The organism is Nostoc sp. C110, assembly GCF_043099725.1.
In the GTDB taxonomy this organism is placed as follows: domain Bacteria; phylum Cyanobacteriota; class Cyanobacteriia; order Cyanobacteriales; family Nostocaceae; genus Nostoc; species Nostoc muscorum_A.
Map to the genome: position 1 here is coordinate 1677930 of NZ_CP171148.1, position 24704 is coordinate 1702633.

A 24704-nucleotide genomic window follows, 5' to 3' on the forward strand; every position below is an offset into this window, starting at 1 on the left:
CTCCCACACCTCCCACACCTCCCACACCTCCCACACTCCTGCCCTCTGCCCTCTGCCTCCTGCCTATAGTGATGTCAATTCCCGATTGGTAGTGTTATCTCAAACTCAGAACCTTGTCCAAAAGTAGAATTTACTTTCAAAGTACCTTCATGTTTTTCAACTATAATTTGTCGAGCGATCGCTAATCCTAATCCTGTACCTTTACCTACAAGTTTAGTTGTAAATAAATGCTCAAAAATGCGCTTTTTGACATCATCATTCATGCCAATACCGTTATCAGAGATTTGAATTTTGACGTGAGTATCATTATGTATTGATGTTGTAATAGTGATACAGTTAGGATTAACTGCAATTTCTTCAAAGCTATATCCTTGGTTTGATTCTTCTAACGCATCAATAGCATTTGCCAGCAAATTCATAAATACCTGATTAAGTTGTCCAGGAAAGCATTCTACTTCGGGAATATTTCCGTAGTTGGTAATGACTTCAATTGCCGGATGTTTTTCGTTAGCCTTGAGGCGATGTTTCAAAATTAAAATAGTGCTATCAATACCTTCGTGGATGTTAAAGGGAACTTTGTAATCCTTATCTGCCCGCGAGAAAGTTCGCAAACTAGTACTAATATTTTTAATGCGATCGCACCCGACATCCATTGACTCAATCATTTTAGGTATATCTTCCACGAGATAATCAATCTCAATCTCCTGGGCATGTTGTTCAATTTCTGTTGGAGATACCCCAGAACGGTACAATTGCAAATGCTCAATGATATCTTCTAATCCTAGCCTTGCTTCGTTGACATTTCCTGCGATAAACCCAATTGGGTTATTGATTTCGTGGGCGACACCTGCAACTAAGTTCCCCAGAGCAGACATTTTTTCACTTTGGACAATTTGTAATTGAGCTTTTTGTAAATCTTCAATGGCTTGTTCTAGTTGTTGGGATTTTTGCTGGACGACAGCTTCGGCAGCTTTGCGATCGCTAATGTCTAAAATTAAACCATCCCAAACAATTGAACCATCATCTTGTTGCTCTGGACGAGATGCCGCTTGTACCCATTTCATCGTTCCTGATGGCGTGATGATTCGCCATTCGTGAACAAACGGTGTAAAGCTTTGAGCAGATTCCCTCATTGCCTGATTGATGCCTGCAATGTCATCAGGATGTTCAAGAAAACGAGGATTTTGCTGTCCGCTGATTATTTCCTCTGCTGTCACTTCATAAAGGTTATAACAGCCAGAACTTATATAGGGCATAGAAACCAAATGTTCTGGTGTGACATGGAGTTGGTAAATTGCTCCAGGAACATTATCGGTAACTTTCTGGAAACGGGCTTCGCTTTGCTGAAGATTTGCGTATAGTCGAGCATTTTCGAGAGAAATTGCCGCTTGAGTACAAAGAAAATTCAACACTAAAATGCGATCGCGGGTAAATACCCCACTTGTCAAATTATTTTCTAAGTATAAAATTCCGACTAAACGCCCCTGGCTGAGTACAGGTAAACACAGCACACTCTTGGGTTGATGTTGGCTTAAATAATCATCAATTATTGGTAAATGAGTTTTGAGATCGTCAATCACAACCACACTAGCTGTATTTTTTACATACTGAATTAGCGCAATGGGAACATTAGGATTATTTTCGAGCGGTTCTGACTGTAAGCTGGTGCTATCAAAGCTAGTAATTGCGCGGATTTGCCATTTATCATCTTCAGGTAAAAGCAGCGCACATTTATCAGCACCAGCATTTTCGAGGATAATTTGGGTAAGTTGCTGTAAAAATTCATCGAGTTGAATTGTTGCAGAAAGAGTTTGTGACGCTCTAAGGATGGAACTAAAGTCAAGGATGTTGTTAATGCTAATACCAGAAGAAGTTGCGGTATGAGTCAATGCGTGGACTGGGTTAGCAATTGTTGCTAAGGTTTCTAATGGATTTAGGGTTTGTACTACTTGTTGCAAAATTGGACGCAGCAATTCAAAGTAGCGTTTTTCTAAGTCATCCGTCTTGGCTTTGGCTCCCCACCGGGCATAGCAAGAATAAGCTGTCTGCATATAGGCTTGGGCGACTTTTTCTTTGTCCCAGTTGAGGTAAAATTTGGCGGCGAGTTCGTTAGCGAGGGCTTCATCTTGGAGGAAGCCGTTTTCCTTGGCTTTAGCGATCGCGCGATCGTAAAATTCAATTGCCATAGTGCGCTCGCTCAGAATTGCAAACCGTTCGGCCTCTACTAAATCCCAACGGTGTTGATGATTACAAGGAGCTAGTGCTGCCCATCTTTGCATTTTCTCTTGATTAGCCTCAACTTGGGCCAGAATCTGTTGCTGTTCTGACTCAGTTGCAGCTTTGTAAAGTGACAGATGAATCAAAGAATCATAGAAAAAATACAAAGCGACACCGAATTGGGCGATACCAGCATCTAAGTATTGCTTTGCCTGGGCAGACTGCTGGGCAGCTTCTTGATATTGCCCAAACAAATACCAGAGAATCGTTTGATTAACTTGCCAATGAAAAAATCCCGTTCGGTCTTGAGTTGCTTGATTAAGGGATAATCGTTGTTCAGCATTATAAATCGTTCCCGTCAAGCGATCGGGAGATTGGTTATGTCCGAGTAAATTGAGTACAGCTTGATAGCACATCTCCAGATATTGCAGCGGCGATTCTTGCTTGATTGAATGGATACTTTGGCGATAGGCTGCCATCTCATTCGCTAACCCAGTTAATTCTCGCCCCGCAAAATAAGCATATTGACAATACGCTTGACCATTCAATCCTGTACTCTCCATGTCTCCAGTTTCCAGTCCATTCTGGTAGCCCTCTTGCAGATACACAAGTTGTTCGCGCAAAGGGTCTTTCCAATGACGGATAAAGTTGTAGACAATAAAGTAGGTTCTGCATTTAAAGGTTTTGGACTGTAATTCCAGCAGGTTTAACGCCAATTGTCCAAACTCATAACCAGCTTCCAGATTACCAAACACACCACAGAGGATGATGCCGTAGTCGCCATAAGCATAGACAGAAACAGGACAATTACCATATTTAATCGAAAATTCTACTTGCTTGAATATCAGTAGGGGCATTAAAACAGGTGTTGCCAGATAAGCAGCCGGAACCATTTTGCTCATGATTCTCATAGCTGCCAAGTAGTGAGCATCGCTCATAGTGGATAAATTGAGCAAATCGAGAGAGGAACGTCCTTCCCATAACCGCATAGTTGCTTGGGCTGCCTGTCCAATATCTGCCGGAGTTGGTTGTTGAGGAAACTCAATACCCAATAGCTGCAAGACTTGCGAACCAATGTTCAGCGTTTTCAATGGAAGACCTTGCGATTTTGCTGCCATCATTCTGGTTACGTAGATGGGAATGCTGTCGAGCAAGGTATTAGCATGTTGCAACACAATTGTTACCCATTGCTCCATCTGCTCAAAATCGGTATTGAGATAAGTGGCTTCAGTTACCTCGATATACAACGCTAGAGTCAAGTCATAGTCGTTTTCCCAAGAATGACGCGACAACAAGCTAATTCCCACAGTGAAATACTCAACTGCTACTGTGTATGCAGTTGCAGATTTAGCCCTCCGTCCAGCAATCAGATTTAATTCTGCCAGTTCTTGCTGCTCTGAAGGTTGAGTGATTAAGGAACTACCTGCATTTAAATGAGTGACAATTTCAAATAGTCGTTCTTCCCGTTCCAAATCTGAGGAATTGCGTAACAATAACATCCCAATTTTGTAATGGGTGGATTGCTTTTGGTCGTCTGGAATTAGGGAATAGGCAGCTTGTTGCACGCGATCGTGTAAGAATTTGTATACAGTATTTTGAGAACTTTGTTGAGTAAATATTTGTTCTTCTTGCCCGATAGAAAACTTATAAACTTCACTTTGAGGCAAAATCAAACCTTCTTGTAACCCATTCCACAAACAAGCTGCCGTTTCGATTTCTAACTGTTCAGAAACGAGCGCCAATGTTGCTAAATCAAATTGATTGCCGATACAAGCCGCTAACTTGAGAACCTGTTGAGTTGATTCTGGCAGCCTCCGCAATTGAAACGCCATGAATTCCAAAACATCATCTGTCATGGCTTGTTGATTAATTTTGGCAATATCACATTGCCAACAGCCTTCTTCAAAATTGAAGGTAATCAACCCATCTTGGTGTAATACTTTGAGAAACTGTGTAGCAAAAAATGGATTTCCCTGAGTCTTTTGACAAACCAATTGCGAAAGAGGAAATGCTAATTCTTCTTTGCAGCCTAATGTATCAGCTACTAATTGATTCAATTTAGCTTGACTCAGATTTTGCAGAGTTATCAAGTTAATTATTGTACCTGTTTTACCAATGTCGTCTAACGTTGATATTAACGGATGGGGCGGTGATACCTCATTATCTCTATAAGCACCAATTAATAACAAATATCCATCTGACTCATTCATTAGTAATTGGAGCAATTTTAATGAAGCCAAATCTGCCCATTGTAAATCATCTATAAAAATAACTAATGGATGTTCTTTTTTTGTAAAAGTTTGAATGAAAACTTTCAATAATAAATTAAATCGATTTTGTGCTGCCTCTGCTGTTAATTCTGGTATCGGTGGTTGTTGACCAATAATTTTTTCTAATTCAGGAATAACTTCAATGAGAATCTGTCCATTGTCTCTTAATACTGCGAGAATATTTTTTCTCCATTGTTGCAGTTGTTGATCGGTTTCTGTTAATAACTGCACCATCAAATCACGCAAGGATTGCACAAAGGCAGATAGGGGGATATTTCGGTTAAACTGGTCAAATTTACCTTTAATAAAATAACCTCGTTGCCGAATAATCGGTTTATGAACTTCATTCACAACCGCAGTTTTCCCAATGCCAGCAAACCCGGCAATTAACATCATTTCATGGCTTCCTAGAGAAACCCTCTCAAAAGCTTCTAGAAGTTGTTGGACGGCTGTTTCTCTACCGTATAATTTTTCTGGAATAATGAAGCGATCGCAAATATCCCGTTGCCCAATTTTAAAGCGCTCAATCTTACCCGTTTTATTCAATTGGCAAAGACAGTTTTCTAAATCATGTTTTAACCCTAAAGCACTTTGATAACGATCTTCAGCATTTTTCGCCATCAATTTCATGACAATATCGCTCAAGACTTGCGGTATTTCTTTCTCTTCTTTCCTCCTGCCTCCTAATATTGGTGGTTGCTTGGCAATATGACAATGTACCAACTCCATTGGATCATCTGACTCAAAAGGCAATTTTCCGGTCAGGAGTTCAAAAAATGTCACACCCAAAGAATAAAAGTCACTGCGGTAGTCTATGCCTCGGTTCATGCGTCCGGTTTGTTCGGGAGATAAATAAGCAAGGGTTCCTTCTAAAACCTTGGGATTAATCGAAGTTTGGTTTTCTCTGGGAAGTAAAGAAGCAATACTAAAATCGATGATTTTTACTTGTTTTGTATGCGGGTTAATCAGAATATTTGCAGGTTTGATATCCTTGTGAATTACCCGTTCTTGATGCAGTTCATGGAGAATATTACTAAGTTGCAGAGCAATTGTAAAAAACTCCACCAGTTCTAGTGATTGGTTTTTAGTATATTCTCTCAGAGAAATCCCGCCAAAATCTTCCATTACCAGAGCATAACCATTACGATATGCTTCTAGACTATGGGGACGAACGATAGTAGAAATGTTTAAATTTTTGGCAATAGTGTATTGGTTACGAAACTGTAATAGTTCGTTAAAAGTAGGAGATTCTACTTGCAAGATTTTAATGACAACAGGTTGTTGATCCACCATTCTAATGGCTCTATAGACTTTAGTTTTGGAGCCTTGATAGAGGATTTCTATTAATTTATAGCCGCTAATTCTATAAACTTCAGGAATTGCTGTTGTCATGGTTATGCTCTCAATAATCAAGATTGCTTGTCAAAAATTTGACTTTTATTAGCAGATATATAGTTATTATTCCCAAAATCAGGGTTTGCTTTTCAAGAATATAGGGACAAGCTGATACGCTTTTAGTTGTATATAGAACAATACCTTGGGTTAAGGCTTTGATCTTCCCTTAGCCTACTTAAAAAGGAGGGAATTAGAGCAATCAAACCACTCTACGCCAAGACACGATGATGCAACTTGATTGATGATTAGCTTATTTTTCAGAAGAGGATTGAAATTCCTCCTGAACACAGCAACTAAAATTAAGAGATTCAACTTGGGACTTAAACTTTTACCTCAACTTCACTCAGCCTGGACTAAACATCCCGCTATTCATGTACAGCAATTGTGAACTGATGGTTTTTGGACAACTGGTTCACCCGATTGGGTGAATGCGATCGCTGCATCCAGAACTACTCTGAAAGTAGAGGAACTTTTTATGCTGTTAGTGATAACGCCAACAGCCAAAAAAGTCTCATAATGGCTATGATTGCCTTGAATATTATGTCAATTGCTTATATATCAAAGGTTCAAAGAGTGGATGAAATTGTCAAATCACCAGATTTCCAGCCAGAGAAGATCGCTCTATTGGAAACAATTGCTGCCAATTTACCTGGGATGATTTTCCAAATTCTGCAACGGCAGGATGGCTCTGTGTTTATCCCTTATATTAGTTCTGGTTGTGAATACTTGTATGAATTAAAACCAGAAGCTGTACAGGCAGACTTTCAGGTGCTATACAAATTGATTCATCCACAGGATATAAAAGCTTTTACAGAATCTATTACTGTTTGTAGTACCACTTTTAAACCTTGGCATTGGGAAGGTCGCATCATTACACCTAGTGGCCAATTGAAGTGGATTCAAGGTACTTCGCAACCCGAACGACAAGAAACAGGCGATTTTCTTTGGAATGGCTTAGTCATGGACATTACAGACCGAAAACAAGCCGAAGAAAAATTGCAAGAGAGCGAGGCTCGGTATAAAGCAATTTTAGATGCTATTCCCGATTTGATGTTTCGCATTAGCCGCGATGCCGAGTATCTAGATTTGAAAAGTGAGGGAGCAAATATCACTCTTTCGAGAGAAGAAATAGTTGGGAAACGCGTGCAAGAGTTATTGCCTAGTGATGTTGCAGCAATTAGCCTGGAAGCGATCGCTAAAACTTTAGATTCTGGAACTTTGCAAACTTGCGAATATCAACTAGCAACGCCTTTGGGAGTCAGAGATTATGAGGCGCGGCTGGTAGTGAGTGGTGAAGATGAAGTACTAGCAATTGTCCGAGACATCACAGAACGTAAAAAAGCAGAAGTAACCTTACAAAATCTTGCTCAAAAATTTGCTAAAGCTTTTAGTTGCAGTCCTGATTCCATTACCATTAGTACGCTGCAAGAAGGGCGGTTTATCGAAGTTAACGACAGTTTTGTCGAACTCTCAGGTTATGAGCGAGAGGAGGCGATTGGTAAAACTTCTTTTGAATTAAATCTGTGGGTAGACGATCGCGATCGCCTAAACTTGTTACATCAGTTGCAAAGCACAGGAGTTGTTCGCAACTTAGAATTTGAATTTCGGCAAAAGTCTGGCAAGATAATTACAACGCTGCTTTCAGCCGAAATCATTGATTTAGATAATATCCCTTCGATCCTAGCAGTCCATCACGACATTACAGAACGCAAGCAAGTAGAAGCGCAATTCCGCCTAGCAGCACAACGCGATCGCTTGTTGGCAGAAACTCTAGTGCGAATTCGGTCTTCCCTTAACTTAGAAGAAATTCTGCAAACCACCGTAACGGAAGTTAGACAATTTCTGCAAGCAGATAGAGTTTTTATTGGTTTAAATAATGCCAAGTTAGGAGTCAGAACCCTTGCCGAATCAGTAGATCCTCAGTATCCATCAGTCTTAGGTTGGTCTACTAATGATGAAGCTTATTTACAAGAATTGAGAAACTTACTAAAAGATAATCTTGTACGTGTTGTTGAAGATATTACACAAATAGCAGTATCTCCCAAAGTTAAAGCACACTATCAAAAATTTCAAACAAAGGCTAGCTTGGCAGTACCACTGATGCTAGGCAATGAATTATTTGGTGCGTTAATTGCTAATCAATGCTCAGGTTCGCGTCATTGGCAGCCAATAGAGATTGATTTGCTACAACAGATGTCAGAACAAGTAGCGATCGCTATTCAGCAAAGCCAGATATACCAAAAACTCGCAGAACTTAACACTAATTTAGAACAACAGGTAGAAGAACGAACAGCACAGTTGCAGCAGAAAATGCAAGAATTTGAAAAACTGGATCGGGTAAAAGATGTTGTCTTGCATACAGTTGCCCACGATTTACGAACTTCGGTGATGGGTAACTTAATGGTGTTAAAGAATTTGTTAAATCAAAAAGTGGGGAGTGGGGGAAAAGAATTAATAACCAATGCCCCATGCCCAATGCCCCATGCCCAATCCCCAATCCCAGTATCTCGTTCAATAATCGAGCGGATGATTCAAGGCAACGATCGCCAACTAGCGATGATTAACTCATTGCTAGAAATTAATTCCTGCGAAAAACAGGGTATTGACATCAAACATGAACCTGTGCAACTTAGCACCGTGCTGGGAGGAACAGTTACCCACCTGGAACCTGTGTTGACACAAAATCAAGCGACTCTGAAGAACTTGGTTCCCGCAGATTTACCGTTAGTAATGGCAGATGGGACTCTGTTGCAGAAAGTTTTAGTAACTTTAATCACCCATAGCTTGCAAAATAATCCACCAGGATTAAATTTTATTCTTAGTGCCAGCATTGAGGGAGGAATGATTCGCACTCAGATTCAAGATGATGGTGTAATAATGAGTAAACTAGAGTGCGATCGCCTTTTCGATCTCCATGTCCGCGATCCCCAAGATTGTTGTTCTACCAGCATTGGCTTAAAAATGTATCTTTGTCGTAAAGTTATTAAAGCACATGGCGGCAAAATCGGTGTTATTAGTAACCGCAAGCGCGGGTTAACTTTCTGGTTTACATTACCTCTCTTCACTTCATCCGCAACAAATCGCCCATAAATCACCAAAAAATGAGAGGGTGTTATTTATAGCAATGTTGAGTAAAGGAAACACCCTCGACGGTATGGGCAAAGTTGCTTGGATGCTAATAGCTACTCCATTTACAACAGTGCAAAGCTGGTGGAGAAAAACCTTTTCTGCACCAACAACAGATGAAACCACTACTCTTTACAGAGCTTGGCGTAACCGTTTTTTGTGGCAGAGATTGCGTTTATGGTTATGGCTGGCGCTGATTTGTTTGTTGTCTTTTACTTTGCGAGACATTTACGGCTTTTTGTTCTCTTTAAAAGAGTTGGAAAGTCTGCCAGAAATACTTAGAACTCAACGCCTTGTAATCAATATTGCAATGCTCCTGAGTATACTGATCTGCTTTGCCTTACATAAAACTAAATTAGGTCGTAATCGTCCAGATTTATTATTTTTGGGGTCTTCTTGGGCAATTAGTCTCGCATCACAGTTATTTGCCACCCTGAGAGGTTTCGCACTACCCGATGCTATTGGTTGGTCACTGCTCTTCTTGAGCCAAGCTATATTAATGCCAGTCTGCTGGATTGTTCACTTGCTGTCTCAAGTGGGTGTACTAGTTTACTATTTTGGTGTAAATACGGTGCTTGGGCTAAAGACACCAGTCCCTGAACACCCAGAAATATATAGTGTGACATTTCTTTTATACATTTTTTGGTTTTGTGCTATATGTGACATTGGTGTTTATCTATACGATCGCCTGCAACGTTCTGAGTTTTACGCTCGTCAAGAACTGGAATTTGCATATCAAAAACTCAAGGTTGCAGAAACTAAATATCGCACCATTTTTGAAAACGCTGTTGAAGGGATTTTTCAAAGCAGTCCCGATGGACGTTATATTACGGCAAATCCTGCTTTAGCAAATATTTATGGCTACTCCTTGGCAGAGGAGGTAACAGCACATTCCACTGATATTCAGCAATTGTACGTTGATCCGAACCGCCGCGCCGAATTTGTGCGCCTGATGGAAAAGTATGGCAGCATTTCCGAGTTTGAATCCCAAATTTATCGCCGAGACGGGAGTATTGTCTGGATTTCGGAAAAAGCCTACGCAGTACGTGACGAACAGGGAAAACTGCTTTATTACGAAGGTTTGATTGAAGACATTACCCAGCGCAAACAAACTGAAGAAGAACTACGAGTATTTTTCCATGCAGTTTCCCACGACTTACGCAATCCAGTACTGGGTACTTTAATGGTGCTGAGAAACTTGCTTGCAAGTCCAGAGGAAAATATTTCGATTTCCCGCTCAATTTTAGAGCGGATGATTCAAAGTAGCGATCGCCAACTAAACTTAATTAATTCGTTGATGGAAGCTCATATTAGCGAAGTGCAAGGTGTGGTTTTGCAACGTCAGCCTGTACAATTACTGACAGTTGTCGAAGCTGCGATCGCAGATTTAGAGCCATTACTAGCACAAAATCAAGCCAAGCTGACCAATCTGGTATCCGCAGATTTGCCATTATTGAATGCAGATTCCACCCAACTATGGCGAGTTTTTTCTAATTTAATTGTCAATTCTCTCAAACACAATCCTCCTGGATTGCTATTGACAATTAACGCTACCCGTGAAAGTGAGATGATTTATTGTACTGTTAGTGATAACGGTGTAGGCATTAGTCAACAACAAAGCGATCGGCTTTTTGACCTTTACTTTCGGGGTGCAAATATCCGCAATTCTGTAAGTTTGGGATTGGGCTTATATTTATGTAAGCAAATCATCAATGCTCACGGCGGCGAAATTGGTGTGAACAGTGTATTAGATGCAGGGGCAACCTTCTGGTTTACATTACCTATTAGCTAGTACCTAAAGCCTGCAAAGTTGCCACGCAACTTCCTTTCGTGACTTTGGCTCACTCGATTCCTTAACCTACAATTTTCCCAAAATCACACAGTAATGCTCTTTTCTCACCCTTGTAATGATTATTAGGCGTTGCTGAATTAAGGGATGATTCTTGTAGGGTGGGCAGCATGAGTGCTCCGAAATACAAGGGACGGGCTTTTCGACCATTGGCGTCAAGTTAAGGCTGGTTCCCAAATGTCAAGTGACCTTTTGGCATTATCCCTATGCCGTTTGCGAACAGCTTTAACAAGTCCCATTAACAATACCTTCGCCAAAACAAGAGTATGAAGAGAGAGGGCGCTTTGTAGTAGAGTTGTTGTCTTCCCAAACGACAACTCAAAAGCTACAATTCGCCCATGTTTGACATCCTATCACTCTTACAATGCCTGCTACCGCAGATAAACGCTACAACAATGCGGCAGTTGAACCAAATAACCTTGGCTATGTTAGCAATGAGCGGCCGAGTCACGATGTTAGGAATATCACGTTGGGCAGGGGTTGGTGGTAGTTACCCTTCAATGTTGAGGTTCTTTCATACAGTAATACCTTGGGCTACGTTGTTTTGGCTATTTTTTCGCAAGCATTTGTTTCGTGCAAATGAGGTATATTTGCAGGAGATGAAGTTGTAGTCAGTAAGGCAGGTAAAAAGACTTATGGATTGGATAGATTTTTTTCTAGCCTAGTAAATAAACCAATATCAGGACTATCTTTTTTTGCATTATCATTAGTAAGTGTTGAACAAAGACACTCCTTTCCGATTCAAATAGAACAGGTGATCAAGAGCAAGATAGAAAAAAGTAGCTCGTCACCACTCCCAGAAATAAAACCCAAAGAAAAGTTCTCAGGCGCTGGCGCCGTTACACGATGACGAAAGTCTGGATTCCCTTGTTTTTTCCGTGGTTTACTCATGACTAAACTCAGCACCCTTGTGTTGAGTTTAGCCAATTACTAGGCCCCTCTTGACAAGACTCTATTTTTCTTAACTTGACGCCAATGGCTTTTCGACCCATCCCACAAAACGAGCAAGATCATCTCGCATTTATACAACGCCGATTATTATTATTTAATATCTGCTGTCTCTTGTCTTTTTGGAAATCCCTCTATTATCCCTTTAGTGCCGCAAAAACTACATCCAAAAGTTTACCCCATGTAGGATATGCCTCAAAAGCAGTAACTCGTTGACCAAGTTGTAGTAAGTTCTTATGTGTTACAAACCAAGCAGGTGTGGGATAAATCCGAAATGGGGAGCGAACAACAGATTTTTGTGGATGATCAAACATGTAAGCATTATGAACTACTCCACGACCAGAGCCGATATCTGTCAGAGTGTTGCCGGGAAAAGCTCCCCAGGTTGTTAACCCTAGAGCATAGATAATTCCCGTCCAAACATTTACCCCAATACCACCGTAGCGTAAGTTGGCGATCGCTCGATCTATCTCGGCAGAATAAGCTTTTTCAGTTTTAGGATGCACTAATAGTACGCAAGAAAGTGTCCCCTTAACTTTTTGATTGGCAAAATTTACGGCTTTGGCTAAAAATTCTCCTGGATCTTCAGCATCTAGAGTAACCTCTGCTAATAAACCACAAAATGCTTCATGATTGAGGGCATATTCTCCTGTCTTTGGAGGTACTTGAGGAATCACTGTCCAAGGTATGCTTTCTTCATCAGCATAGACAAGTGCTTGAGCTTGAGGATATTGGTCTAGAAAAGCTTCATATCTTTCTCTAGCTCCTGGGTAGTATGCTTTACGAGTAGGGATTGCTGCTAACTCTTGGTGTAATATCTCCAGAAAAGTATCACGCTGCTTCCACCCTTTGGCAGTCACTAACACTTTTGCTGCATCACAATTAAAGCTGGCGTTATGCGTGACCATACTTGCCACATGCCGAGCCTGAAAGATTAGGTCGGACTTAGACCAGACACCGGGAACTACCAAAACAGGAGTGACACATCCTAGTTCTGAAGTTATGGGCTTCTTCAGCAAAGGTTGATTACTAGCCTTACGTTGCAATTGTTCCTCGAATGTCTTTCCCCAAACAATTGCATCATGAGTGCAGTCTGATCCCGTGATGTGTACTGTATCAATTTCCGGATGGTGACAAAGGTAGCTTCCTAGTTCAGCATCACCATAAACCACCTTGAAGAAACCATCCTCAATCAGTGACCGAAATGCTTCTTCTATGAAAGAAATATCATATTCATTAATCTGACTTATCTTGATAATCACAACTTGATCTTCAACAAACAACTTATATAAAGTGTCCGTTAGGCTAAGAGACAAATTATTTCCTGCCTCCAAAATCAATGCAACGCTTCCTTTATCATGCTTTTTTCGATAGTTCAATCCTTGAGTAGTCGGTTTACCGGGTTCTATCCAGACCTCACCTGTAAAACCCATCCAGAAAATGTTATCTATGAAGCTTCCCGGAAGTACTTGAGCTACCACTTGTCCATCTGGGCGAGTAATCCAACGCTTAGGCTTGGGCTGACCAAAAGCTTCTAAAGCTTCGATGAGTAGCCGTAAATTTCGGACGATAACCATTGGCCCAGCTAACCATTCTTCGCCTGCCAAAGATTTAGTAGGGTCAATTCCCTTTTCTAAACAGACTCTCTCGATCCATTTAGCCGCTACTTTCTGAACTCCATCTAAGCAATAACGTAAATAGATAATCCGTTCTGGAATTTCAACCTGAAGCCAAGCTTTTTTATGCTTAGAAAGTTGAGAAATCAGTACATCAGCATTCTTAAAAGATATAGCTTTAACAGATGGAAGATTTTTCATGATTAGGTTTGTATCTTACTTTTAATGTGCAATCTTTTCAGAAAACTTAAAATTTAACTTAATTTATAAAATTAATTAAGTTAAATCTTGATTTCAACAACCCGTTTATTTATCGATTAGTTGCAGGAATTCAATTTTTAATTATGACTCCTGAATTATTTCTTATTCAAATTAGGATAAATTTCATCTGGTTGAAGATTCTCAAGAGCTACCGAAATTTGATTTGCTGGAATTGATATCACTTCGATCATCATCTTAGCTACAGATTTTGTATCCAAATAGGCAAAATGATATGCATTCTCTAGCTTGCCTTCCATCGCAATGGAATAGCCTAATTTATTAAAATGTTTTATCAATTCAGAAAATTTTAATTTTTCGCTAGCAACCCCAATATAATGAACGCCTTCACCATGCTTATAAAGTAGATCATGGTATATGCTTATTCCATCTAAAGGTTGCACAATCTCTAATAAAGTATTACCAACATACGTGACTGCTACTCGCATAGATAAATTCACATTTTCGCCGTGTATTTTTGTCTCTGATAGTCTTGGAGATTGGAGATTGTACATCTTCCAAGGAGCAATTCCTAGACGTTCGACATAATTACGAACTGTTTTATCAAGGTCATGAGTGATAATACCAATTTTGTAAATTTGATCAATAAAACTATTTGACAACGAAGTATTAATATTAGTATTTTCTGCTGGAATCCAGTAGTCTGGCTTAACGATGCTAATACCTGCCTTAGATGATAAGAAAGGTGGTAGCTGTAGTATTTCAAGTACTGTTTTCGCAGAATCTTGTGTATTTAAATATACAAATTTAGGAATAAATAAATCCGATAAAATACGAGGAATAGAAGGGAGTTTAAGAAAGCCAATTTGCACAGGAATATTAAGCTTACTTTCTTGGATTACGGAATAATCAACTGTAGCCAATCGGTTTACAGCTTTATTTAGATTTAAATTACCAGTCTCAAGTAAGAGGTGTTGAACACCTTCTTTATAAGTGTCAAAATACTCCTTATAAATATTTTGTCCTTCTAAAGGTTGAATAACCTCTAGCTGAGTATTACCAATCCAAGCAATAGCTAACTTCATTGTAAAATACACTTCTTTACCATAAAGTTTAATATCAAAAAGACGTGGTGGTTTATGATCCCAACATTTAAATGGGCCAACACCAAGCTCTTTTGAAAGCCCAGAAACAGTTTTTTCAAAATCATTTGTTATTAAACATATTTGTCTTATCTGTGTAAACAAAGAATTGCTGTTTTTTTTAATGCTCATATTTTTTGCCATTATATAGGACTATAATTTGGGATTTGACAACCTTTGTATATCTGGAGAGAGATACAATTACTCGTCTTTGTTTGAACAAACTACTCAATTATCCACTTTCCATAAGAGGATTTTGGAAATTAAGACTTTTAAAAAACTCTTAAAATCTAATAGCTAGCTGGAAAGCATATTAACGGTACTATATTCGTCGTGACAATAGATATACAACAAATATGCAGCAAAAATTAGTAAAATAATTTCAGCAAAGTAGTCTCTTAACTTGACGAAGATGAAGTGAAATCACTTCAATTAGGGTATATAATCATTGGGGCAAAAAACCTGGTTAAGTTTAAAAATATTATCGTGTAAGGATTTTCTTGATTGGCTACTTGGTGATTATCCAAGTGAGCCAAGCAACTACTTAACTAGAAAAAAGGGTTTCAGCATCGAAAAACTGTTGTACTACTAAAGATGATTTTTTAGAAGAGAGCAAATACCAAATTTCTGATAAAATCACCAATAATAGTTTTTATGCTGCTACTAAATATAGTTTAGATGCCGTGGCTTAGGGCCTATTTTATTTGGAATTATGGCAATTCATAGGATTTGCATTCATTGTTTGTCCAGAGTTTGATCGTAGTACAGCAGTTGAGACAGACTAGCAGGGTGAAATGAAGAAACCAAAAAAGATAAAAACCTTTGGAACCTGGCGAAAACATATTTTTAATGGCGAAATTCCTATCCCTATATTCAATTACTCTTTTAAATTACGAATTAGTAATTATTTGGTCAATCAAAGGGTTGCAGGTGACAGAAAATAGGAAGGTAATAATTAGAACCGATAATTAAAAGCGGAAGTTCAGGCAAAACTCTGTATGCTGACATTTACCCAACTTAAACCACCTAATGGCGATGCCGTAGTTACTTTTACTCTGGCGCTGACAGCAGAAGAACGCACCCGCAGTCGTCATCGTTTTGAAACGGAAGATGGTAAAGTTGTAGTTTTACATTTACCCAGAGGAACTGTTTTACACGATGGTGATATTCTGCAAGAAGAAATCCATAGTAGTTTAATCAGAATTAGTGCTAAACCAGAACTAGTTTTGACTGCCTTTGCCCAAACACCACTTTTATTACTACGCGCAGCATATCATCTGGGAAATCGCCATGTACCTGTAGAAATTACTCCAACTTATTTACGCTTGTCCTCAGATTCGGTTTTACGCTTGATGTTAGAACAACTGGGGTTAGAAGTTAAAGAAGAAATTTTACCGTTTCAGCCAGAATTAGGAGCTTATGGACAACACCATCATGCTCACTGATAGTCATCTTTTGAGTATTTTACAGTTGGCTAGCCCCGCTTTACCTGTGGGAGCATATAGCTATTCTGAAGGCTTAGAAATGTTGGTGGAAAATGGTACGATCGCTAACCAGACAAATCTCAAAGATTGGTTAAAAGCAGAGTTGCTCTACGGGGCAATTCGGTTAGAGGCGGCGGTGATGGTACGATCGCAGCAAGCTGCAAAAATAGGTGATGTAGAGTCCCTCTGCCGTTGGAATCTGTGGTTATCGGCTGCTAGAGAAACAGAAGAATTACGTGCCTCTAGTTGGCAGATGGGGCGATCGCTGATCCAATTACTTGGTAAACTAGAACCGCAGATTATGCCTATTGCCAATGCTGTGGGTAATCCTTGCAATTATGCGATCGCTTTTGGTATTGCCGTTGCCCATTGGCAAATTAGCATCCAAGCCGCATTACTCGGATATCTGCATAGTTGGGCAAGTAATTTGATTACTGCTGGCGTGAAACTCATCCCCCTTGGACAAACAGCAGGACAGAAGTTGTTGCTAGATTTGCAACCATTATTTAGCACTGCGGCGTTAGAAATTCTCGCGTTGGAAGATGATGAACTCGCTTGTTGTAGTTGGGGTTTGTCGCTGGCGAGTATGCAGCATGAGACGCAGTATACAAGGTTGTTTAGGAGTTAGTCAAAATAATTCGTAATGACGCTCGCGGACTCGCTACCGCTACGCTAACGTAATTCGTAATTATTACAAAGGACAAATGACAATAAACGCATTTCGAGTAGGGATTGCTGGGCCGGTGGGTTCGGGGAAGACGGCTTTGCTGGATGCTTTATGCAAGGGATTGCGTGAGCAGTATCAGATTGCGGTGGTGACAAATGATATCTATACTCAGGAGGATGCTCAGTTTTTAGTGCGTTCTCAGGCGTTGGCTAGCGATCGCATTTTGGGTGTAGAGACTGGTGGTTGTCCTCATACTGCTATCCGTGAAGATGCTTCGATGAATTTGGCGGCAATTGAACAGTTAGAAGAACGTTTTATCGATTTGGATTTGGTATTTTTGGAAAGTGGTGGCGATAACTTAGCTGCTACTTTTAGTCCAGAATTGGTGGATTTAACAATTTACGTCATTGATGTTGCGGCTGGTGATAAAATTCCCCGCAAAGGCGGGCCGGGCATTACCAAGTCTGATTTGTTGGTGATTAACAAAACTGATTTAGCGCCTTATGTTGGTGCAGATTTAAGTGTGATGGAACGAGATGCTAAAAAAATGCGCGGCGATAAACCTTTTATTTTTACTAATTTAAAAACTCAGTCTGGACTTGCAGATGTAATTAACTTTGTTTGCAAAAATATTTGTTGAAAAAGAATTCAGGAGTCAGAATTCAGAATCAAGACAACTAAACCTGCATATTTAGTGCGGATGCAAAAATACCGTTTATTCAGACGCTAGTTAACTTGCTATCCGCCACTCGTACAGAATTCATGCTGTTAGCGGATAGCTAAGGTTTAGCCCATTCTGACTCCTGACCCCTGACTCCTGAATTCTATTTCTATAAAGCCCTTAGATGACGACTTCGCACTCGTTCAGCACTACCAGTAGGAATTGCAGCAATTAATTTTTGCGTGTATTCCTCTTTGGGTTCTTGGTAAATGCTTTCGGCTGTGCCTTCTTCAACAATTTGACCGCGATTCATGACTAAAATGCGATCGCTCATAAATTTCACCACACTTAAATCATGAGAAATAAAGATATAAGTAAGCTGAAAATCTGACTGTAATTCTTTGAGAAGATTTAATACCTGCGCCTGTACTGAAACATCCAACGCTGAAACTGATTCATCACAGATGATAAACTTAGGATTCAATGCCAAAGAACGGGCTATGCAAATCCGTTGACGTTGACCGCCAGAAAACTGATGAGGATAGCGGTTCATCGCATCTGCACTCAACCCTACCCGTTCTAATAGTTCAACTACCCGTTGCCGTCTTTGTTGCTTTGTCTTCCCAACGGCGTGAATTAACAAAGGTTCCATCACCGCGTCGCCAACCTTCATCCGTGGATCGAGGGAACTAAAAGGATTTTGGAAGACTATTTGCATTTCCCGCCGCAGTTTTTGCAACCGTTCTCCTTTGAGGCTAGTAATATCTTGTTTCTCAAAGATAATCTGACCACTCATCGGTTCAATTAAGCGCAGCAAGGTTCTACCAAGGGTGGTTTTACCACAACCAGATTCTCCCACCAAACCTAGTGTTTCTCCTGGCTTGACATCAAAAGAAACGCCATTAACTGCCATATTGTAGCGTTTTGTCCCACCAAACACCCCGCGCACTGGAAAACCAACTTTCAGGTTGCGGATTTGCAACAGGGGTTCTTTTTCATTGAAGTTTGCTAATCTTGCAGCAATCTCTTCGGTGGTGACTTCTATAGGTAGCGCAGGTTCTTTCGGCTGAATTACTACTTGTCCCGTTGCTGTCTCTTCTGCACTCATGTAGTCAGAAACAGTGAGTAATTTTTGGGGACGACGGTTGAGTGTGGGGCGACAAGCGATCAAACCTTTAGTATATGGATGCTGAGGACTGCTGAAAATTTGATCGGAAATACCAGATTCGACAACTTTACCTTTATACATCACCGCTACTTCATCAGCAATTTCTGAAATTAGCCCCAAGTCGTGGGTGATGAAAATCATTGCCATGTCACGACTTTGCTGCAATTCTCGCAACAAGTCCAAAATAGTCGCTTGCACCGTCACATCCAAAGCTGTGGTTGGTTCATCAGCAATTAAAATTAATGGGTTGCAAGAAATTGCCATTGCAATCATTACCCGTTGCAACTGACCCCCAGAAAGTTCATGAGGGTATCGTTCCAGCATGGCTTCTTTGTGTTCTTTAACCAACTGTGCCAACTTGGATGGCTCTGGTTTCGGTGAAGTTTCGATATACTGCTGCTGTATTTCCTCATCGCTAGGTAGAAGTTTAACCTCTTGCAGACCTGCGATCGCAATTTGTCGTGCTTGGGCTGCTGACACCTTTTGATGCCGCATAATCGCTTCTGTTAGCTGAAACCCAATGTTATAAACCGGATTTAGCGAACTCATCGGTTCTTGAAAAATCATGGCGATGTCGCCACCCCGGTGTAACTGCATTTGCTCAGGAGGCAATTTTACCAAATCGATGGCGTTGCCATTCTCCTGCGGACGAAACCAGATTTCACCGCCAGTCACTAAACCGGGAGTTTGCAACAAACCCATCACAGCTAGGGCTGTCACTGATTTACCACTCCCCGATTCTCCTACTATTCCTAGAGTTTCACCTCGATGCAGTCCAAAGGATATACCATCCAAAGCTCTGACTGTGTTGCCATCACCGGGAAATTCAACTTGGAGATTGCGAACCTCTAGGACAGTTTCTCTCATAGGAGTTGGGTAGAAATATTAACTTAAAATTATTTGATTTTAACAATAGTTTTGATTTATATGTGAGTAAATTTAATTTTTACACTTTTTGGCAGTTTCTCACATACTTCCACAATATACATACATCTGCGATATGGAACTGCTTGTGATTTCTGCAAATTGCGATCGGCTCATGATGTTTAGTGATGATTGCCCTGGCGATGCCTACGCCTACGCTAATCCTGCTTTTACTTTCCAGAAACATTTGCCCCTACGGTGGTTGGATCATATCATAATTCTTGCCGAAATTGGCTAAATTTAAGAAGCTGAGGCAATGGAAATAGAGATTAAAATAGAGTTAGTAAAGGTAGGATTTACTTGATTAGGAGGTTCTATGATGACTTTACAAGAAATTATTAATTCTATTGAAAGTTTGCCCACAGAAGATAAAGAGTATTTATTTGAGTTTCTTCGCCAGCAACGAATTGAGAATCGGCGGGTTGAAATTTTGGCTCATGCTCAGGAAGTAATGCAGTCTTTTAAGGATGGGACAGCAAAGAGAGGAAGCGTTGATGATTTGATCGCTGATTTACTCGGAGATGATGATGGAAGTTGTCTGGAGTAGTGGATTTAAGCGCTCTTTTAGGAAGATTACAAAGAAAAACCCGCAATTAAAGAATCAAATTGTTAATGTATTAAGGCTTTTAGCAGATGATCCATTTACACCCTCTTTGAAGTCTCATAAGTTAACAGGAAATTTAGCGGTTTTGTGGTCTTGTTCTGTTGCTTATGATTGTAGAATTATCTTTAATTTTTCGGAGGATGAGAAGTTGTTAGAAATGGTTATTTTATTGATTGATATTAGTAGCCATGATGAAGTCTATTAAGATGCAAAATAGAGGCTGAAACTTAGAATTTAGAGATTAAAATTATCCATTCCTAACTGTTCGATAGCTAAAGCCATGTGTCACGACAAGACGAAAAAGCGTCAACACAGACAAAAAAATAGCACACCCTAAAGGATGGCTATTTGTAGAAATTGTCTAATTGTGATGTTGGTTAACAAATTGAATACACGCCCAACTACCAACTTTAGAAAGGAATATCATCTGGATCTGGTTCTTCCGCTTTCACTGCTGGATAAGTAGTCCGCTCATAATTTGTAGATTGGGGTACGGGTTCGTAACTTGTCGCTTGGGGAGCAACGCCAACAGGATTTGCAGCCGGAGTAGGCGCTGGACGTGGTGATTCGTAAGTGTTAACTTCTTTCTGGGGAGGACGAGATACTGAAGGTGTTTGTCGTGGAGTAGTTTCAGCGAATGATGGAGTTGCGGTTGCCGAAGGCAATGGATCGGTATTAAAACTACCTCCAACAGGTTGAATTTGTTGCACTGTCAATTCAGCGCGTTTTTCTTTAAAACCTTCCATCGGAACAGTATTCATGCCTAAACGCCCTACCAAGATGACGCGATCGCCTTGGTGGTAGTTTTGCTGAATTTCTGTCGCTAAATTCCCCCAGCCGACAACTTTCAGGGTGGCTGGCGGATCTTCTGGTTTCAGGGAATTGGGAAACTGCACCAGCATTTCCGTAACTCCCAAATTATCGGCTGTATAGCGGAGTTGTGGTTCGTTAATAATTTCCGCCATCAAAACGCAGCTGTTCATTAAAATTACTCCTGACTGCAAAAAGTACTGATTGAGAAGAGAAGGTGGGGGTTTTCTATGTAGTGCCAATTAATATCTAGATATGTTTAATTGTTTGCATTTTTTAATAATATTTGAACAAATTTTCTAACAGAATTCAGGAGTCAGAATTCAGAAGTCAGGAGAACACTTGATGAATGAATATACCAATCATACTAAACTCTTTATCAATTCTGACTCCTGACTCCTGGGTGCTGAATTCTTTTTAGTCATTTCTAGCATAAAAGCCAAGCGATCGCTTTGAACAGCATTAAGTATGCCGTCCGCCACTCTCGCTTGACTAAATTGAGCATTCAATTCTGCATTGAGTAGTATAATTGTACCACTAATTTAAGAAAGAGAAAAAATTATTGGCAAAAATTAAGTCTTGACGTGAGAGGGGAAAACACCAAAGGCGATCAACCTGGCTGGTAGGTCGCGCAAGATAGGTAAGCGCAAAAACGCAGGTGGTACAAAGGTGTTATTTGAGGTGAGAACTGGCGCAAATACCCGCTTTTGGATAAAAGTTTGAAACGCCTGAATGATGCGTGTGGGCAACTCGCGTTGACGCTGTACTTTTGCTAGGTCGCTAAGTTGTACTTGTCCGTTTTTGAGCGGTTTGCTGAGTACATTCGCGGCGACGACAGCATCTTGAATCGCGTAGTTAATCCCAACTCCACCCACAGGGGACATTATATGAGCCGCATCACCGATGAGTAACAGTCCCGGATGATACCAGCGTTTGACGCGGCTGGATTCGACCGAAAGAAAAGCTATTTGTGACCAGTCATGTAAATTTTGGATGCGTTGCTGAAATTCTGGCACTACTTCCACAACAGATTTTTTTAATTCCTCCAAACCCTCAGCCCGCAATTTTTGATAGCCTCCCTTGGGGATGACATAAGCAACTTGCCACTCATCACCACGGTCAAGCATGGCGATGATTTTACCTTGACCAAAGCGCCCCATTCCCCCCTCTGGGTCTTCTGGCTGGCGCGGTAGGCGAAACCAAAGAATATCCATTGGCGGCGAGGTTTCGATGGATTCAAACTCACCCAGGTGGCGTAAACGTGAGTGGCGACCGTCTGCACCCACTGTCAGTATTGCCCGGACTTCATGCCAACCACCACCTCCCCGATAGCGGACACCTTGAATTACGCCATTTTCGGCAATTAATTCTTGCACATTCGCACCCATTACCAGATGGAAACTAGGATATTTTTGTGCTTCTTGGGTGATGAACTCCAGAAATTTCACCTGGGGAAGCATTGTAATGTAGGGGTAGCGGGTTTTTAGGTGGCTAAAATCTGCCAAAGTGATAGTATCTTCAGGTGTTTTAAACCTAATTTGGCGCATTTTGGCATGGGGAAGTTCTAGCAAGCGATCGCTAAGTCCCAATTCTTCCATAATTTCCATCACCGACGGATGAATCGTATCACCGCGAAAATCGCGATCGAAGTCTTTGTGTGCTTCCAGCAGCATCACCGAAATGCCTTGACGCGCTAACAACAGCGCCAAAACTGCTCCGGCTGGGCCCCCACCCACAATGCAACAATCTGTGGTTTGTACGTCTACAATGTCATGGACAGGGTTAATATTTGGATCTGAGGAAAGATTTTGAGGTAGATCGGTAGTCATAACAACACCTCCTGACAGCCCTAAAACCTAGCGTAGTTTGCTTTTGATGGTGCAAACTATTTTGTTAACTTTTCGTATTTACAGAGAACGTGTATTATGGGCGCTAAACTGTCATTAGTCAGTCGTAATTATCCTCCAATTCCCAATTCCCAATCAAATAATTAGTTGTGTCCCAAGTTATTTTAGAAAACGTTTATAAAAGTTTTTCCTCACGTAAAGGTGAAAGTGTTACCTCACAAAACCAATCTTCCCCCACGCTTGGGGAGAAAACTGATGCAGCGCAAGAACGTGCGGGAAGTGTTAATGTCTTGCGGCGGATTAACTTAACGATCGCAGATGGCGAGTTTATGGTGCTGGTAGGCCCCTTCTGGTTGTGGGAAAAGTACCTTGCTACGGTTAATCGCTGGGTTAGAAACGATGACTGGCGGTAATATCTGGGTAGGTGATCGCTTGATCAATGATCTACCACCAAAGGAACGCGACATCGCAATGGTGTTTCAAAATTACGCCCTCTATCCCCACATGACGGTGTATGACAACATCGCTTTTGGATTACGCCGTAGGGGAAGCAGGGGAGACGAGGAGCAGGGGAGCAAAGGAGAAAATACCCCCTATCTTCGGAAGTGGGCAGAAAATCTCTTCGTGGGGGCGACAAGAAAGTTACCTAAAGGATTGCGCTACACTTCTGAGAAAGAACGGGCGGTTGATCAGCAGGTGCGTAGTGTTGCCCAACTGTTACAAATTGAAACATTGCTGAATCGCTTACCCAAACAGCTATCTGGGGGACAAAGACAACGGGTTGCATTGGGAAGAGCGATCGCGCGTGACCCCCAAGTGTTTTTAATGGATGAGCCGCTTTCTAACTTAGATGCCAAACTACGGGCAGAAACCCGCGCCCAAATTGTGAAATTGCAGCGCCAACTGGGGACAACGACAATTTACGTTACCCACGATCAAACAGAAGCGATGACAATGGGCGATCGCATTGCGATTATGTCTGAGGGTAAAATTCAGCAAGTTGCTTCTCCTTTAGAACTTTACAACCGCCCTGCCAATCTTTTTGTAGCAGAGTTCATTGGTTCACCACCGATGAATTTTATTCCTGTAGAATTCCATGCCCCACAGTTGATTACGCATTCCCAGTTGCGTTTCACCCTGCCAGAAGTTTGGGGAAAAGCTTTGCAAAAATACGATGGGAAAACTCTAATTTTAGGCATTCGTCCAGAACACTTGAACTTGAGTATGCCTGCTACCAAAAATCTACCAGTGCAAGTAGATTTGGTAGAGAATCTTGGCAACGATTCCTTTCTCGCTGTTAAGATTGCCGAACCGGGTTCTCAGCCTGCCACTACAGCCAATTCCCTACAAGTGCGAATCCCACCAGATCGTCTTGTACAACCTGGTGAGCAACTATGGTTATCTCTAACTCCAGAGAAAATTCACTTTTTTGACCCGGAAACCCAGTTAGCAATATTTCCTTAAAAGTATCCGCATCTAGTTAGTTAACGCCAATTACGGAAATATGTGTACACCATCTGCCAATTGATAAACATATACTAATTTTTGAAGAAAAATCGTTAAGCTAATTGGAATTTTACCAATTCTATTTCCCGCACCAGAAGCGATCGCGCTTTGGCTAATCGGTGGCTCAATGCTTTACCTTCGGTGCTTTTAAAGAAATGTGGTATCACCGTGCCAAAACGGGAAAATTGGCATGGTGATGCCTAACTCAACCCCATTAACTTGTGCTGCTGTTCATAAAAGCTGAAAAAACT

General features: G+C 40.9%; 14 protein-coding genes and 2 pseudogenes. 10 read left to right on the forward strand and 6 right to left on the reverse strand.

Going from position 1 to position 24704, the window contains the following annotated elements:
* Positions 1 to 74: 74 nt before the first annotated feature.
* Positions 75 to 5879: an AAA family ATPase gene (locus tag ACFFRD_RS12860; RefSeq protein ID WP_392481853.1), complete on the reverse strand. Its 5805-nt coding sequence runs from the start codon at positions 5877 to 5879 to the stop codon at positions 75 to 77.
* A 519-nt stretch (positions 5880 to 6398) separates the two neighbouring features.
* On the opposite strand from ACFFRD_RS12860, the gene ACFFRD_RS12865 reads away from it, so the two are divergent.
* The 3 genes and pseudogenes from ACFFRD_RS12865 to ACFFRD_RS12875 form a co-directional block, all read left to right on the forward strand.
* Positions 6399 to 8972: a PAS domain S-box protein gene (locus tag ACFFRD_RS12865; RefSeq protein ID WP_392483058.1), complete on the forward strand. Its 2574-nt coding sequence runs from the start codon at positions 6399 to 6401 to the stop codon at positions 8970 to 8972.
* 64 nt (positions 8973 to 9036) lie between these two features.
* Positions 9037 to 10800 (forward strand): ATP-binding protein, encoded by a 1764-nt coding sequence (locus tag ACFFRD_RS12870; RefSeq protein WP_392483059.1) that lies wholly within the window; start codon positions 9037 to 9039, stop codon positions 10798 to 10800.
* Positions 10801 to 11195: 395 nt separating this feature from the next.
* Positions 11196 to 11677, forward strand: a pseudogene (locus ACFFRD_RS12875) (transposase); the annotation flags it as partial.
* 265 nt (positions 11678 to 11942) lie between these two features.
* Here ACFFRD_RS12875 and ACFFRD_RS12880 read toward each other — a convergent pair.
* Together ACFFRD_RS12880 and ACFFRD_RS12885 are read right to left on the reverse strand one after the other, a co-directional pair.
* A complete protein-coding gene (locus tag ACFFRD_RS12880; protein WP_392481854.1) occupies positions 11943 to 13622 on the reverse strand; it encodes an aldehyde dehydrogenase family protein in 1680 nt (559 codons plus the stop codon).
* Positions 13623 to 13777: 155 nt separating this feature from the next.
* Positions 13778 to 14926, reverse strand: a complete 1149-nt coding sequence (locus tag ACFFRD_RS12885; protein WP_392481855.1) for a VOC family protein — start codon at positions 14924 to 14926, stop codon at positions 13778 to 13780.
* Positions 14927 to 15780: 854 nt separating this feature from the next.
* Between ACFFRD_RS12885 and ureE the strand changes: the two genes are divergently transcribed.
* The 3 genes from ureE (at position 15781) to ureG (ending at position 17573) form a co-directional block, all read left to right on the forward strand.
* A complete protein-coding gene (gene ureE / locus ACFFRD_RS12890) occupies positions 15781 to 16227 on the forward strand; it encodes an urease accessory protein UreE (protein WP_392481856.1) in 447 nt (148 codons plus the stop codon).
* Entirely contained in the window at positions 16202 to 16894 is a 693-nt protein-coding gene (locus ACFFRD_RS12895) for an urease accessory protein UreF (RefSeq protein WP_392481857.1), read from the forward strand. The genes ureE and ACFFRD_RS12895 overlap by 26 nt, the downstream gene beginning before the upstream one ends.
* 82 nt (positions 16895 to 16976) lie before the next feature.
* The gene (gene ureG / locus ACFFRD_RS12900; RefSeq protein WP_392483060.1) at positions 16977 to 17573 is read left to right on the forward strand and encodes an urease accessory protein UreG; all 597 of its coding nucleotides are present in this window, start codon (positions 16977 to 16979) and stop codon (positions 17571 to 17573) included.
* 190 nt (positions 17574 to 17763) lie between these two features.
* On the opposite strand, the gene ACFFRD_RS12905 is transcribed toward ureG, so the two are convergent.
* Complete coding sequence (locus tag ACFFRD_RS12905) at positions 17764 to 19629, reverse strand: ABC transporter ATP-binding protein (protein WP_392481858.1); 1866 nt, start codon at positions 19627 to 19629, stop codon at positions 17764 to 17766.
* Between the two features lie 133 nt (positions 19630 to 19762).
* Between ACFFRD_RS12905 and ACFFRD_RS12910 the strand changes: the two genes are divergently transcribed.
* The 3 genes from ACFFRD_RS12910 (at position 19763) to ACFFRD_RS12920 (ending at position 20495) form a co-directional block, all read left to right on the forward strand.
* Positions 19763 to 19924, forward strand: coding sequence for a hypothetical protein (locus tag ACFFRD_RS12910; RefSeq protein WP_392481859.1), 162 nt, complete (start codon positions 19763 to 19765; stop codon positions 19922 to 19924).
* A 78-nt stretch (positions 19925 to 20002) separates the two neighbouring features.
* Positions 20003 to 20233 (forward strand): hypothetical protein, encoded by a 231-nt coding sequence (locus ACFFRD_RS12915; protein WP_392481860.1) that lies wholly within the window; start codon positions 20003 to 20005, stop codon positions 20231 to 20233.
* Positions 20214 to 20495, forward strand: a complete 282-nt coding sequence (locus tag ACFFRD_RS12920) for a type II toxin-antitoxin system YafQ family toxin (protein WP_392483061.1) — start codon at positions 20214 to 20216, stop codon at positions 20493 to 20495. Before ACFFRD_RS12915 ends, ACFFRD_RS12920 begins: the two co-directional genes overlap by 20 nt.
* 205 nt (positions 20496 to 20700) lie before the next feature.
* Here the strand turns inward: ACFFRD_RS12920 and ACFFRD_RS12925 are convergent, their stop codons facing one another.
* Complete coding sequence (locus tag ACFFRD_RS12925; RefSeq protein ID WP_392481861.1) at positions 20701 to 21273, reverse strand: single-stranded DNA-binding protein; 573 nt, start codon at positions 21271 to 21273, stop codon at positions 20701 to 20703.
* Between the two features lie 399 nt (positions 21274 to 21672).
* The gene (locus ACFFRD_RS12930) at positions 21673 to 22929 is read right to left on the reverse strand and encodes an FAD-dependent oxidoreductase (RefSeq protein WP_392481862.1); all 1257 of its coding nucleotides are present in this window, start codon (positions 22927 to 22929) and stop codon (positions 21673 to 21675) included.
* 167 nt (positions 22930 to 23096) lie between these two features.
* On the opposite strand from ACFFRD_RS12930, the pseudogene ACFFRD_RS12935 reads away from it, so the two are divergent.
* Positions 23097 to 24411, forward strand: a pseudogene (locus ACFFRD_RS12935) (ABC transporter ATP-binding protein).
* Positions 24412 to 24704 lie beyond the last annotated feature (293 nt).